This is a genomic window from Pseudomonas sp. 7P_10.2_Bac1, from assembly GCF_025465935.1.
Lineage (GTDB): Bacteria > Pseudomonadota > Gammaproteobacteria > Pseudomonadales > Pseudomonadaceae > Aquipseudomonas.
Window position 1 is genome coordinate 74,194 of record NZ_JANLNV010000068.1, and the last position, 13,216, is coordinate 87,409.

Genomic DNA, 13,216 nt, shown 5'->3' on the forward strand with positions numbered 1-13,216 from the left:
CCAAGTGATAAAAAAGATCCTGATCGCCAACCGCGGAGAAATTGCCGTCCGTATCGTGCGCGCTTGCGCAGAGATGGGTATTCGCTCCGTAGCGGTTTATTCCGAGGCTGATCGCCACGCTTTACACGTCAAGCGTGCGGACGAAGCACACAGCATTGGCGAAGACCCGCTGGCCGGTTACTTGAACCCGCGCAAGCTGGTGAACCTGGCGGCTGAAACCGGCTGTGATGCCTTGCATCCCGGCTACGGCTTTTTGTCAGAGAACGCCGAGCTGGCGGACATTTGTGCCGAGCGCGGCATCAAGTTCATCGGCCCGGCCGCTGAGGTCATTCGCCGGATGGGTGACAAGACCGAAGCCCGCCGCAGCATGATCAAAGCCGGTGTACCGGTAACGCCGGGCACCGAAGGTAACGTGGCGGATATCCACGAAGCGCTGCTCGAAGGCGACCGCATTGGTTACCCGGTCATGCTCAAAGCCACTTCAGGCGGTGGCGGTCGTGGTATTCGTCGCTGCAACAGCCGCGAAGAACTGGAACAAGCTTTCCCGCGCGTTATTTCCGAAGCCACCAAAGCGTTTGGCTCGGCTGAAGTCTTCCTCGAAAAATGCATCGTGAACCCCAAGCACATCGAGGCGCAGATTCTGGGTGACAGCTTTGGCAACGTCGTGCACTTGTTTGAGCGCGACTGCTCGATCCAGCGTCGCAACCAAAAGCTCATCGAAATTGCCCCAAGCCCCCAACTGACCCCGGAACAGCGCGCCTACATCGGCGATCTGTCCGTGCGCGCAGCCAAGGCTGTGGGTTACGAAAACGCCGGTACTGTGGAGTTCCTGCTCGCCGAGGGCGAGGTGTACTTCATGGAGATGAACACCCGGGTGCAGGTGGAACACACCATCACCGAAGAAATCACCGGCATAGACATCGTGCGTGAACAGATCCGCATTGCCTCTGGCCTGCCGCTGTCGATCAAGCAAGAAGACATTCAGCACCGCGGCTATGCCCTGCAATTTCGGATCAACGCAGAAGACCCGAAAAATAACTTCCTGCCCAGCTTTGGCAAGATCACCCGCTACTACGCGCCCGGCGGGCCTGGCGTGCGTACCGACACGGCGATCTACACCGGCTACACCATTCCACCGTATTACGACTCCATGTGTCTGAAACTGGTGGTGTGGGCACTGACATGGGAAGAAGCGATGGATCGTGGTTTGCGCGCCCTCGACGACATGCGTCTGCAAGGGGTCAAAACCACCGCCGCGTATTACCAGGAAATCCTGCGTAACCCGGAATTCCGTAGCGGCCAGTTCAACACCAGCTTCGTAGAAAGCCATCCAGAACTGACCAACTACTCGATCAAGCGCAAACCCGAAGAGCTGGCCCTGGCCATCGCCGCCGCCATCGCCGCCCACGCGGGCCTGTGAGGAATAAAACAATGTCCAAGAAAATTTTCGTAACCGACACCATCCTGCGTGACGCCCACCAGTCCTTGCTGGCCACCCGCATGCGCACCGAAGACATGCTGCCGATCTGCGACAAGCTCGACAAAGTCGGCTACTGGTCGCTGGAAGTGTGGGGCGGGGCGACGTTTGACGCTTGTGTGCGCTTTCTGAAAGAGGACCCGTGGGAGCGACTGCGCCAACTGCGTGCGGCATTGCCTAACACCCGCCTGCAAATGCTTTTGCGTGGCCAGAACCTGCTCGGTTATCGCCACTACAGCGATGACGTGGTCAAAGCCTTCGTTGCCAAGGCGGCGGTTAATGGTATCGATGTGTTCCGCATCTTCGACGCCATGAACGACGTACGTAACCTGCGCGTGGCCATTGAAGCGGTCAAGGCCGCTGGCAAGCACGCACAGGGCACCATCGCCTACACCACCAGCCCGGTGCACACCATCGCAGCGTTCGTGGCGCAGGCCAAGCAAATGGAAGCCATGGGTTGCGACTCGATCGCGATCAAAGATATGGCGGGCTTGCTGACGCCGTTTGCCACGGGTGATCTGGTTAAAGCGCTGAAGGCTGAAATCGGCCTGCCGATCTTTATCCACTCCCACGACACCGCCGGCCTGGCTGCCATGTGCCAGCTCAAAGCGGTTGAAAACGGCGCCGAGCACATCGACACCGCGATCTCCAGCTTCGCGTGGGGTACTAGCCACCCGGGCACCGAGTCGATGGTCGCCGCCCTTAAAGGCAGCGAGTACGACACGGGCCTCGACCTGGCGCTGTTGCAGGAAATCGGTCTGTATTTCTACGCTGTGCGTAAAAAGTACCACCAGTTTGAAAGCGAATTCACTGCCGTCGACACCCGTGTACAGGTCAACCAAGTGCCCGGCGGGATGATTTCCAACCTCGCCAACCAGCTCAAAGAGCAGGGCGCTCTGAACCGCATGAGCGAAGTGCTGGCCGAGATCCCGCGTGTGCGTGAAGACCTGGGCTTCCCGCCGCTGGTGACCCCGACATCGCAAATCGTCGGTACCCAGGCGTTCTTCAACGTCCTGGCAGGCGAGCGCTACAAGACCATCACCAATGAAGTGAAGCTCTACCTGCAAGGCGGCTATGGCAAGGCGCCGGGCGTGGTCAATGAGAAACTGCGTCGTCAGGCCATCGGTAACGAAGAGCTGATCGACGTGCGCCCGGCTGACCTGCTCAAGCCAGAAATGGCCAAGTTGCGTGGCGAAATTGGCGCGCTGGCCAAGTCTGAAGAAGACGTTCTGACCTTCGCCATGTTCCCGGACATCGGTCGCAAATTCCTCGAAGAGCGTGCTGCGGGCACCTTGGCGCCAGAAGTGCTGCTGCCGATCCCTGAGGCGGGCGGCGTGAGCAAGGCGGGCGGTGAGGGCGTGCCGACTGAATTCGTAATCGACGTGCACGGCGAAAGCTACCGTGTCGACATCACCGGCGTGGGCGTTAAAGCCGAAGGCAAACGTCACTTCTACCTGTCCATTGACGGCATGCCGGAAGAAGTGGTGTTCGAGCCGCTCAACGAGTTCGTTGGCGGCGCCTCCAGCAAGCGCAAGCAAGCCAGCGAGCCGGGGCACGTGAGCACGGCCATGCCGGGCAACATTGTCGACGTACTGGTCAGCGTGGGCGACACCGTCAAGGCGGGCCAATCGGTGCTCATCACCGAAGCCATGAAAATGGAAACCGAAGTGCAGGCGTCCATTGCCGGCAAAATCGTCACCATCCACGTCGTCAAAGGCGACCGCGTCAACCCGGGCGAAATCTTGATCGAAATCGAAGCCTGATACGCCTTTGATCCAAACGCTTTAAACCTCGGGGGAGCATGTGCTCCCCTTTTTTTTGCCCGTGATTTGACCCGGCCCTGTAGAAGCGAGCTTGCCTCGCGACCTTTCTAAGATCAAAAGATCGCGAGGCAAGCTCGCTCCTACACGGTCTGCAATTTATTGCATTTTTAAACAGGAAATACCTGTGAAACTGCACTATATTGCAGTGAATAGGCTGTTCCTGTATTTAAAGTGCATTAAATTGCAGGTGGGTAAATGTTCCAGTTAACGCTTCAGCTCTACAGTGCTGGCCAGTGGCGGGATGCGATGACGCTGGCTTTTTCTGAGCCGGAAAAAGGTCTGAAAGGGCCTTGTCGCTTTGGGTACAAGCAGGATTATTTAGTAGAAAACCTGCACGCCATTGATAGCCCTTTCTCAGTCTCGGTGAGTGCATGTGTACCGCTTGATTGGGAGGCCCGGCACACCAAAGAGGCGCCGGCTTTTCTGCATGACATTGCCCCCGCCGGTGCTGCTAAAAAAATTCTGACTCGGCAAATAGGTCGTGAAAAGCCGGACGGTCTGGCAAATGATCTTTTTTTACTGGGCCGCAGCACGCCAGCACCTATTGGTCATCTTCGAATTAAAGAGTCGTATGAGGGGTTGGGTGTCAACGCGCCCATCGGCTTTTCCCGGCAGTCAGTGATTGACCGCGACAATGATTTTCTTGAGTACGCTCATGAGCAAGGCGCCGCTATTGGCGGGGCGACAGGGGCGGGCGGGGAGGCCCCCAAGCTCTTAATGGCCGAGGCGGCTGATGGATTGTTGTACCCAGATGCCACGCTTGCCGATGCTGATGTTAAGCAGCACTGGTTTATCAAGTTTTCCCGCAATCAAGCGCTCGAGCGTGATCAAGTCATTCTGCTCAGTGCGAGCGGTCTGCCCGATATCACCATGAATCACCCGCAAATTGCGCTCAAGCATCTGGATAAACGCTTACAAGAATGGGGGCTGAAATGACCCTGAGCATTGATGTGCGCCAACTGAAGATCGAGAGCATTGAGGCCGATCTGGCGCAGGGCAAAATTACGCTAGGCCAAGCGGTGAAGCGCTTGAGGGTGGATGTCACGACGTTACAGCAAACCCAGTTCGCCGGGATGTGCAGAATCTCGGTCCGTACGTTGATCCAGATCGAGCACGACGAGGGTAATCCCACGCTCAAATCCTTGAATGCAGTCTTCAAACCATTCGGTCTGCAAATGGGTGTGGTACGTCGGCCAAGAAAATTTTGAGTCCCTTCTGAACCCAAAAACGCCCAACAGTCCTTGTTGGGCGTATTGATCAAAATTTAATCAGTTAATGCCCTGCATTCTTCAAGCGTCTTGATTTGACCGCTTTTGGGTTGGTTATCCAGTGCCAGCCACTTTTCAAAGCCTGTCGCTATGGTGGGCCATTCCGTACTAATAATGCTGTACCACGTGGTATCACGATTTCTACCTTTGGCTACCATATGCTGGCGAAAAACGCCTTCGTATGTGTACCCTAATCGTACTGCAGTACGATTGGATCGGCCGTTTTCGCTGTTGCACTTCCATTCCAGGCGTCGGTTACCCAGGGCGAAGGATTCCTTGGCCAGCAGGTAGGCGGCTTCGGTACTTTTCGGCGAACGCTGCATCGGTGCGCCGAAGGTGACGTGGCCGATTTCGATACGCCCGTGCTCGGGCACGATGGACATGAGGCTGAGCATGCCTTGCGCCTGCCCCGAGGCCAGATCGACGACGGTGTAGTAATAAGGGTCTTGGCTGGAGGCGTTGTTGTTGAGCCATTCGTCAAAGGCCGCACGCTCCTTGAATGGGCCGTAAGCCAGGTAATCCCAGAGTTTGGGATCGCCTGCGGGCCCTTCCAAGGCTAGCCATAAATCATCGCCATGGCGCTGTGGATCGAGCTTTTCCAGACGAATGTAACGCCCCTGGATGACGGGGTTGTGTGGGCGTTTGGCGGTTTGCCAGTGTTCTAGAGATTGAGGCATCGCGGGTTCCTTATTTATGACAAGGCTTTGCGAAACTGGATAAAGCCAGGGCGCTCGGCAATCCGTTCGTAAAGTTGGATCGCCGTGGCGTTGGTTTCGTGGGTCAGCCAATGGACTTTGGCGCAATGGTTGGCGCGGGCGGTGGCGTAGACGTGTTCGATCAGCAGGCGACCGGCGCCGGTGCCACGGATGTCGGGGCTGACAAACAGGTCTTGCAGGTAGCAGGAGTTACCGATGCTCCAGTTGGAACGGTGGTAAATGAACTGCACGATGCCCACCGCTGTGTCGCCTTGCCAGGCAATGGCCAGTTGGGTCGGCTCGGCTGGGTCGAGAAAACGCTGCCAGGTCGACTCGCTGACTTCGGCAGGCAAATCGGTGTTGTAAAAGGTCAGGTACGCCTGCCAGAGCGGCAACCATTGATCGTGATCAGCGGCGGTGGCGGGTTTGATCTGCACAGGCTGAGTCATGCTGCTATTCCTTGGCCATTAATTGAGCGAGGGCGTGGTCGTGTGAGTTGGCGCTTGCCAATAATCCGTCGCGTACACCAAGTTGATCGGCGCTGCTGCGGTTTTGGCTGAGTTTGCGTTTACCGATCAGCCGAGAGATGGGCACGCTGAAACCGACAATGGCCTTGAGCATGCTGTCGATGTAATCGCTGGGGGCATCGCTGACCGACCACGGCTCGGGTCGGTGAGCTTCATGCTTGCTGCTCAGGCGACTGACCAGGGCCAGCAAGCGGTCGTGATCATCGAACACTTCGGGCTGGCCGTAGGCGTGCACGGCCAGGTAGTTCCAGGTAGGCACCGCTTTACCGTGTTCAGCTTTGCTGGGGTAGAAGGACGGGCTGATGTAGGCCTGTTCTCCGGCAAAAATCACCATTGCCTCGCAGCCTTCGGCCAGTGCCTGCCAGTGGGGATTGGCGCGGGCAAGGTGGCCGTACAATGTGCCGTACAGGCCTTCGTCGGGTGCGAGCAGAAGTGGAACATGGCTGGCAATCAGGCCCTGACTGCCATGGGTAATTAACACGGGCAGGGACGTGGCTTCCATCTGTAGATGCAAGGCGGTGGTGTCGTTTTCGGCGAAGGCGCGGGGTACGTACATAGAAATATTCCTTGGCGAATGACTGCATCCTAGGCAGGCTAATGGTTCGTTGTAAGAGCCATTAATGGTCATTTTTATAGGTCCAATCCATGTCTGATGCAGGGTTATCCATCGCTTTCAATGCGACCGGGATCGAGCTAGATCCCAAGAAGGGCTTGAGCGCCCAGCTGTATCAGGCATTGCGCCAGCGGGTACTGGATGGGCGGCTCGCCAGCGGCTCGCGGCTGCCGGCCAGTCGCGATCTGGCGACAGCGCTCGGGGTGTCGCGCAACAGCGTGGTGCGGGCCTACGATCAACTCTATGCCGAAGGATTTATCGAAGGGCGAGTGGGTGATGGCACTTATGTCGCTCAATTACCCGAAAAAGTCTTGCCGCTGAAAAAGTTGTCCACCAGGTTATCCACAGGCTTTTCAACAAGCTTACCCACAGGGTTATCCACAAAATCACCTGATTTACCTGTGATTACATCCAGTAAAGTTATCCACAACGCGGCCTTGGGAAGGGTTATCCAGCACCCGTTGCCAATGCCAGCGAAGGGAGCGCCACGGGCTTTCAGGGTGGGCGTGCCGGCCTATGATTTGTTCCCGTTCGAGGTCTGGAGCAAGCTCCAGGCGGCTTTTTGGCGCAAGCCGGATTTGCAGTATTTGTGTTACGGCGATCCAGCCGGTGAAGAGCGGCTGCGAGAGTTGATTGCGGTCTATTTGCGCACCTCGAGGGGTTTATCCTGCACGTCTGAGCAAATTTTGATCACCAGTGGCGCCCAGCAAGGAATTAGCCTTTGTGCACAGTTGCTGGTGGAGCCGGGGCGGGGGGTGGCTGTGGAAAACCCCGGGTACCGCGCTGCAGCCCACGCTTTTGCGATTGCGGGGGCCAAAGTGCACGGTGTGGCTGTTGATCAGGAAGGCATGGACTGTACGGCGCTGGCGGATCTGGACGATTGCACGCTGGCCTATGTCACCCCTTCGCATCAGTACCCTACCGGCGTCACCATGAGCTTGGCCCGGCGTTTGGCGTTGCTTGCGTGGGCCGAGCGTACGCAGGGCTGGATCATTGAAGATGACTACGACGGCGAGTACCGCTACAGCGGCGCGCCCCTGGCCCCGCTGGCGGCGTTGGATCGTCAGGGGCGGGTGATCTACGTGGGCACGTTCGGCAAGGTGGCGTTCCCGGCATTACGCCTGGGGTACGTGGTGTTGCCGCAAGCGCTGATAGAACCCTTTGCTCAGCGCCGAGCGCTGGACATGCGCCATTCGGAGGTCAGCACGCAACTGGTGATGGCCGAGTTCATGGCGGCGGGACATTTCCAGCGCCATATTCGCCGCATGCGCCGGGCTGCACTGGCGCGGCGCAATGCCTTGCTGGCGGATTGGCCCACCGATATCCCCGGGCTGGGCGCTGCCCCCAGTGTGGCGGCGGGTTTGCACATGAGCGTGCAGGTTTCAAGTTTTGAGCGTGAGCAAACCTTGCTGGCGCAGGCTGAACAGGTGGGGGTTGAGATCAATGGTTTGAGCCGTTATTGGCTGGACGATTCGGTGGAGCCTGTGGATAAACGAGCGGGGCTGGTGCTGGGGTTTGCAGCGGTACCGGAGGCGGATATCAAAGCGGCGTTGGGGCGGCTGAAGACGGCGTGGAAGAAAACCCTGTAGCTGCTGACGAGGTACGAGGTTGCAACGGGGCCCGCAGGACCACCGCAGCCTCGCGTCTCGGCAGCGACTACAGGCTGTTTTAGCCTTTAGATACCTTCAAAAACCCCTCCAGCACGTTGACCGCGTTTATGCCGATTTCTTCGACCGCGTAACCGCCTTCCATCACGAACAAGGTCGGTTTGCCCAGACGGGCAATGCGCTCGCCCATGAGCAGGTAGTCCGGGCTGTCGAGTTTGAACTGGGAAATCGGGTCGCTCTTGAAAGTGTCCACGCCCAGCGATACCACCACCACATCGGTTTGATAGTGCTCAATCTCGCTGCAGGCTTGTTCCAGTGCAGTGCTCCAGCGATCCCAGCCTGAGCCAGCGGCCAGCGGGTAATTGAAGTTGAAGCCTTCGCCCGCACCTTCGCCCAGTTCATCGGCATAACCCAGAAAGAACGGGAATTCGGCTTCAGGGTGCCCGTGAATCGAGGTGAACAGCACGTCATCGCGTTCATAAAAGATCGATTGGGTGCCGTTGCCGTGGTGGTAGTCCACGTCGAGGATCGCGACTTTGCTGCGGCCTTGGTCGAGAAAGGCCTGGGCAGCAATGGCGGCGTTGTTGAGGTAGCAATAACCCCCCATCAAGTCGCTAGCCGCGTGATGGCCTGGCGGGCGGCACAGGGCAAAGGCGCTGTGGGCGCCGTTCTGAATGGCCGCTTGCGCCGTCAATGCCACTTGCGCTGCGCTGTAGGCCGCCCGCCAGGTGCCCGCGGTAATCGGTGCGCCGCCGTCAAAGCTGTAATAGCCCAGTTGGCCATGCAGGCTGGTAGGGACAACGGCGCGCAGGGTGCGCGCTGGCCATGTGTACGGGAGCAGGTCGCCGTCTTTGCCATGTTCGAGCCAGCGGTCCCAGGCACCCTGGAAAAACTCCAGGTAGGCCTCGCTGTGGATTCGCTGGATTGGCTCGCGGCCAAAGTCGTGGGGGGCTTGCACCGGGCCCAGCTCACGGTTTTTGACCCGCTGCAGAATATGGTCTGCGCGCGACGGCATTTCGAAACAAGGCAGCAATTGCCCGTCTATCAACTCGCAGCGGCCATGGTGCAGATGGTGGTCGTCTGAATAGATAGTCAGCATTTTTCTTGTTCTCCGTAGGCTAGATCGGTGACCTACAGTTTTGCGGCGCGGGCGGTTTCAGAGAACGACAGGAGCGGCCAAAAGGAGATCAATGTGGCCGAAATAGCTGTCCGCAATTCGCCCCTTTTCAGGGCGCGCTGCTCCCTGTTGGCTCATGCCCGAAACTGGCTGGGCGACACGCCGCTCCACCTCACGAAGGCATGGCGAAAGCTCGCCGTTTCACTGAAGCCCAAGGTGTCGGCAATGCGGTAGATCGGCCACTCGGTCTCGTGGAGTAACAGCTTGGCGCGCTCAAAGCGCAGTTCGTCGAGCAACTCCTGATAGCTGCAGCCCGCGTCATGCAGGTGGCGGCGTAAAGTACGCGGCGAACAGTTCATTTGTTCGGCCAGCCCTTCCAGCCCCGGCGCGGCATTGAGTTGGGCGGCGAGCAGTTGGCGAATCCGTGACAACCAGGTTTGCCGACCGGTGAACTCCTGGTTCTGTTTGCGGCAACGCTCCGCCATGGCCTGATGGGTGATGGTGTTGGCCAGCGGCAGCGGGTAGTCCAGCCAGTGCTTGGCGAAGGCGAATGCGTTGTCCGGCGCATCAAACTGGCGCGGGCAATTGAAGGTGTGCTGGTAGCGGGTGTGATAATCCGGCTTGCTGTGGGCAAATCGCGCGGCGAGCAAAGGCAGTGGCAGGCTGATCAAGTCTTCGCAAATAACCTTGAGGGACACCAGGCACAGCTGCGCGTTGAACACCGCCAGGTGCGGGTCTTCGTGGTAGTTGTCGGCACAGAACCAGACCTGATCGCCTTCACTCTTGAGGCTTAGCTCAAAGAGTGTTCCCAGCAGTGCCGGGTAGCGTAGGGCGAGGCGTAGAGCGTCACCTAAGGTGGCACTGGTGAGTAGGGCGTAACCCAGCATGCCGTAGGACGACACATGCATACGCCGTCCCAATTCCAGGCCAATTTCGCGCCGCAGAGCCACCGCGTTGGCGCAGACACGTATCTCCTGACTGGTGGTGATGCGCAGATCGGCGCGGCTCAAGTCCGCGGCCCGTATGCCGCTGCCGGCTAACAAGGCCTCGCTGGGCAAGCCTTCGGCCTCGAAGGTGCTGAGCACCAGCGACACCGCATTCAGGGTGGTGAGATGTGAGTGCAGCATGTTCGCTTCCTGCGTGGGGGACACAGGAAGCGAGCAAGTACTGTGCCGGGCGCGTTATGCCAGTTCGCCACACAGGTCGAGTTCAACCAAGCGACGTACGTCAGCCACCGGCAGGCTCGCGCCCAACAGTGCATGCAGCTTGCCGAACGCGGCTTCGCGGGTCATGCCGCCACCTGACAGCACGCCCACCTCGCGCAAACGGCTGCCTGCTTCGTACACGTCCAGTTCCACACCGCCTTCATGGCATTGGGTAATTGCGACCACCACAATGCCGTTGTCATAGGCGTGCTGCAGGCTCGCGAGGAAGGCCGGGTTGTAACTGGGCCCAGTGCCGCTGCCGAAACATTCCAGCACCAACGCCTGGATCCCGCTGTTGAGCAGGGCATCGAGCTGTGCGGCGTTGATCCCGGGCACCAGCGGCAGGACACCGACACGGGCTTCTTGTTTGGGTTGTTGATACCTCAATGTAGGCGGCAAGGACGCAGCCTTGGCGCCCCCGCCGTTACGCGTGAGGGCCACAAACGGGTGGCGGCCAAAGCTGCGCACTTTGGCGCAGCGGGTCGGGTCCAGCAGTTCGCCGTGGAAGTACAACTGCACGCCGTAAGGTTGGCCTTGGGCCAGTGCGCTCAGGGCGCCGCTGACGTTTGGCCAGGCGTCGCTGTCGGGTACGCCCGCAGGCAGCATGGAGCCGGTAAACAGCACGGGTGCCTGTAAACCCAGCAGTTGAAAGCACATCGCCGCCGCGCTGTAGGCCAGCGTATCTGTGCCATGCAGGACCAATACCGAGTCGCAGCCATCCTGTTCGATGGCTTCAATGATTGCAGTGCGCAGGCGCAGCCAGTAGGCCGGGGTCATGTTGGCGCTGTCGATCAGCGGGCTCATTTCACGAAAGCGCCACTGCGGCACGTGCACGTGCGGTTGGCTGGCCAGAAAGTCGCGCATGCGGGTTTCAAAGCCGGAGGCGGGCGCCAGGCCGCTGGCGCTGGCTTGCATGCCGATGGTCCCGCCGGTGTAGAGCACCATGACGCGCTGGGCAAGGTGATGAGTGGCTGCAGTCATTCAAGAGTCCCCATAAGCAAAAACGCGGCGGTTCTGTCAGAACCGCCGCGTTGATATTAGCGTTTTGTGTCTTCGGTCTTGGCGGCCGGTGGCAGCGGTGGCCAAGCCTTCAAGTCCAGGTTCAAATCCGGAAATTTACTGGAGTCGAATACAGGAACTTTGATGCCCGCGCTGCGTTGGTCATCGTAATCCTTGAGCACACGCATGCAAATCTTGAACAGCATCGCCAGGGCGATCAAGTTCACGAAGGCCAGCAGGGTCATGGTGATGTCCGCGAAGGCGAAGACCGTTTGCAGGTTTTCAATCGAGCCCCAAACAATCAGTGCCAGCACCAGAGCGCGATAGCCCATCAGTGCCTTGCGGTTTTCACCGACCAGAAAGCGCAGGTTGTTTTCGCCCAGGTAGTAGTTGTAGAGCATCGAGGTGAACACGAACAACGCCAGTGCCACGCTGATGAATATACGACCCCATTCGCCCACTACTGCGGCCAGCGAGTTTTGCGTCAGGGCAATACCGTCGCCTTCAAAGCCTGGGGTGTAGAAGCCGGACAGCAAAATCAACAGCGCGGTGCAGGTGCAGATCACGAAGGTGTCGAGGAAGACGCTGAATGCCTGAACCACGCCTTGGGCGATCGGGTGTTCCACGTCCGCCACGGCGGCCACGTTCGGGGCACTGCCCAAGCCGGCTTCGTTGGCGAAAACGCCACGTTTGACGCCCATCACAATGGCGCTGCCGATCATGCCGCCAAACACTGGGTCCATGCCGAAGGCGCTTTTCACGATGTGGCCGAGCATGGCGGGTACTTGATCGAATTGCAGCACGATCACGTATACGGTGACGGCGATGTAGGCCAGGGTTTTGACCGGAACCAGCAGGTCGGCAACCGACGCGATACGCTTGATGCCACCGATAAACACCAGGCCCAGCAGCACGGCAATCGCTACGCCGGTGTAGTTGACGTCCAGACCGAAGGCGTTTTCCAGGGAATGGGTGACAGCGTGCGCTTGCAGGCCCATGAAGGCAAAACCGAAGGTGATCAGCAACAGGACAGCCATCAATTGGCCCATCCAGACTTTACCCAGGCCGTACTTCATATAGAAAGAAGGACCGCCACGCAGTTGGCCTTCGGCGTCGCGGCGCTTGTACAGCTGGCCCAGCGAGCATTCAATCAGGCTGCTGGACATGCCGACCAGTGCGGTCACCCACATCCAGAACACGGCACCGGGGCCACCCAGGGTCACGGCAATACCGACACCGGCAATATTGCCCGCGCCTACACGGCCTGCCAGGCTCAGCATCAATGCCTGGAACGAGCTGAGTTGGCCGGCGCTGCTGCGCAGACTGTCTTTGAATACTGCAAACATGTGCAGGAAGTAACGGAGCTGAACGAAACGCGAGCGGATCGTGAAGTAGCCACCGAGCCCAACCATGAGCACGATTAGTACTTTCCCTGAGAGGAAGTCATTGATGACTTCTAGCATGGATTATTCCTCGCTGTTTTTATCTGATGGCAAAACGGCCGGATCAGGGTTACCCATTACGCCCGTCAAGTCAGGGCATAAAGCGAGGTAATCGAGGGGATCCTGGCCGTGTTGCTGCTTGGTTTACGATGCTGTTTCCGCACTGCCGATGGCCGCTGTTGTAAGGCCCACGCACGGGAAGAGGGGCGGCACTATACCTAGGACTGTAGGAAGCGTCTCTATAAGTGGCTGATTTTTCATGTGTGTCTCGTCTGAAAAGCCCTCGTTTGTGGCCGAAACAGACTGTCAGTGTTATCAAAAGATCGCAGCCTTCGGCAGCGCTTACCGCATGGGGAAGGCTCAAATTGCAGGCAAAAAAAAGGGCCTGCAGACTTAACTGCAAGCCCTCAAAAGGTGAGAGGTGTCTAGTCCCTCGACCTGGT

General features: G+C 58.6%; 12 protein-coding genes. 5 read left to right on the forward strand and 7 right to left on the reverse strand.

Going from position 1 to position 13,216, the window contains the following annotated elements:
• Positions 1 to 4: 4 nt before the first annotated feature.
• From NTD86_RS14480 to NTD86_RS14495, 4 genes are all read left to right on the forward strand, one after another.
• Entirely contained in the window at positions 5 to 1,420 is a 1,416-nt protein-coding gene (locus tag NTD86_RS14480; protein WP_262203196.1) for an acetyl-CoA carboxylase biotin carboxylase subunit, read from the forward strand.
• Positions 1,421 to 1,431: 11 nt separating this feature from the next.
• Positions 1,432 to 3,240 carry a sodium-extruding oxaloacetate decarboxylase subunit alpha gene (oadA, locus tag NTD86_RS14485; protein WP_262203197.1) on the forward strand — a complete coding sequence of 603 codons (1,809 nt, stop codon included), beginning with the start codon at positions 1,432 to 1,434 and terminating at the stop codon, positions 3,238 to 3,240.
• 255 nt (positions 3,241 to 3,495) lie between these two features.
• Positions 3,496 to 4,236: a hypothetical protein gene (locus tag NTD86_RS14490; RefSeq protein ID WP_410016983.1), complete on the forward strand. Its 741-nt coding sequence runs from the start codon at positions 3,496 to 3,498 to the stop codon at positions 4,234 to 4,236.
• Positions 4,233 to 4,508 carry a transcriptional regulator gene (locus NTD86_RS14495; protein ID WP_048390810.1) on the forward strand — a complete coding sequence of 92 codons (276 nt, stop codon included), beginning with the start codon at positions 4,233 to 4,235 and terminating at the stop codon, positions 4,506 to 4,508. Before NTD86_RS14490 ends, NTD86_RS14495 begins: the two co-directional genes overlap by 4 nt.
• A 56-nt stretch (positions 4,509 to 4,564) precedes the next feature.
• Here NTD86_RS14495 and NTD86_RS14500 read toward each other — a convergent pair whose 3' ends face one another.
• The 3 genes from NTD86_RS14500 to NTD86_RS14510 are packed head-to-tail and all read right to left on the reverse strand — an operon-like array spanning position 4,565 to position 6,346.
• The gene (locus NTD86_RS14500; RefSeq protein ID WP_262203199.1) at positions 4,565 to 5,245 is read right to left on the reverse strand and encodes a GNAT family N-acetyltransferase; all 681 of its coding nucleotides are present in this window, start codon (positions 5,243 to 5,245) and stop codon (positions 4,565 to 4,567) included.
• Between the two features lie 14 nt (positions 5,246 to 5,259).
• On the reverse strand, positions 5,260 to 5,712 hold the full coding sequence (locus NTD86_RS14505) for a GNAT family N-acetyltransferase (RefSeq protein ID WP_262203201.1): 453 nt from the start codon (positions 5,710 to 5,712) through the stop codon (positions 5,260 to 5,262).
• A 4-nt stretch (positions 5,713 to 5,716) separates the two neighbouring features.
• Positions 5,717 to 6,346 carry an FMN-binding negative transcriptional regulator gene (locus NTD86_RS14510; protein ID WP_262203202.1) on the reverse strand — a complete coding sequence of 210 codons (630 nt, stop codon included), beginning with the start codon at positions 6,344 to 6,346 and terminating at the stop codon, positions 5,717 to 5,719.
• Positions 6,347 to 6,435: 89 nt separating this feature from the next.
• On the opposite strand from NTD86_RS14510, the gene NTD86_RS14515 reads away from it, so the two are divergent.
• A complete protein-coding gene (locus NTD86_RS14515) occupies positions 6,436 to 7,992 on the forward strand; it encodes a PLP-dependent aminotransferase family protein (RefSeq protein WP_262203203.1) in 1,557 nt (518 codons plus the stop codon).
• Between the two features lie 79 nt (positions 7,993 to 8,071).
• Here the strand turns inward: NTD86_RS14515 and NTD86_RS14520 are convergent, their stop codons facing one another.
• The 4 genes from NTD86_RS14520 to NTD86_RS14535 form a co-directional block, all read right to left on the reverse strand.
• Positions 8,072 to 9,109 carry a histone deacetylase family protein gene (locus NTD86_RS14520; RefSeq protein ID WP_262203204.1) on the reverse strand — a complete coding sequence of 346 codons (1,038 nt, stop codon included), beginning with the start codon at positions 9,107 to 9,109 and terminating at the stop codon, positions 8,072 to 8,074.
• Positions 9,110 to 9,261: 152 nt separating this feature from the next.
• Positions 9,262 to 10,254 (reverse strand): AraC family transcriptional regulator, encoded by a 993-nt coding sequence (locus NTD86_RS14525; RefSeq protein ID WP_262203206.1) that lies wholly within the window; start codon positions 10,252 to 10,254, stop codon positions 9,262 to 9,264.
• A gap of 54 nt (positions 10,255 to 10,308) precedes the next feature.
• A complete protein-coding gene (locus tag NTD86_RS14530; protein WP_262203208.1) occupies positions 10,309 to 11,313 on the reverse strand; it encodes an asparaginase in 1,005 nt (334 codons plus the stop codon).
• A 56-nt stretch (positions 11,314 to 11,369) separates the two neighbouring features.
• On the reverse strand, positions 11,370 to 12,794 hold the full coding sequence (locus tag NTD86_RS14535) for an alanine/glycine:cation symporter family protein (protein WP_262203209.1): 1,425 nt from the start codon (positions 12,792 to 12,794) through the stop codon (positions 11,370 to 11,372).
• Between the last annotated feature and the right edge of the window lie 422 nt (positions 12,795 to 13,216).

What these genes read in the sequence shown, in the direction of transcription:
- NTD86_RS14500 (WP_262203199.1), bottom strand. Translation starts at nt 5,245, where the DNA reads ATGCCTCAATCTCTAGAACACTGGCAAACCGCCAAACGCCCACACAAC.
- NTD86_RS14520 (WP_262203204.1), bottom strand. Translation starts at nt 9,109, where the DNA reads ATGCTGACTATCTATTCAGACGACCACCATCTGCACCATGGCCGCTGC.
- NTD86_RS14525 (WP_262203206.1), bottom strand. Translation starts at nt 10,254, where the DNA reads ATGCTGCACTCACATCTCACCACCCTGAATGCGGTGTCGCTGGTGCTC.
- NTD86_RS14530 (WP_262203208.1), bottom strand. Translation starts at nt 11,313, where the DNA reads ATGACTGCAGCCACTCATCACCTTGCCCAGCGCGTCATGGTGCTCTAC.
- NTD86_RS14515 (WP_262203203.1), top strand. Translation starts at nt 6,436, where the DNA reads ATGTCTGATGCAGGGTTATCCATCGCTTTCAATGCGACCGGGATCGAG.
- NTD86_RS14535 (WP_262203209.1), bottom strand. Translation starts at nt 12,794, where the DNA reads ATGCTAGAAGTCATCAATGACTTCCTCTCAGGGAAAGTACTAATCGTG.
- oadA (WP_262203197.1), top strand. Translation starts at nt 1,432, where the DNA reads ATGTCCAAGAAAATTTTCGTAACCGACACCATCCTGCGTGACGCCCAC.
- NTD86_RS14490 (WP_410016983.1), top strand. Translation starts at nt 3,496, where the DNA reads ATGTTCCAGTTAACGCTTCAGCTCTACAGTGCTGGCCAGTGGCGGGAT.
- NTD86_RS14495 (WP_048390810.1), top strand. Translation starts at nt 4,233, where the DNA reads ATGACCCTGAGCATTGATGTGCGCCAACTGAAGATCGAGAGCATTGAG.
- NTD86_RS14510 (WP_262203202.1), bottom strand. Translation starts at nt 6,346, where the DNA reads ATGTACGTACCCCGCGCCTTCGCCGAAAACGACACCACCGCCTTGCAT.
- NTD86_RS14505 (WP_262203201.1), bottom strand. Translation starts at nt 5,712, where the DNA reads ATGACTCAGCCTGTGCAGATCAAACCCGCCACCGCCGCTGATCACGAT.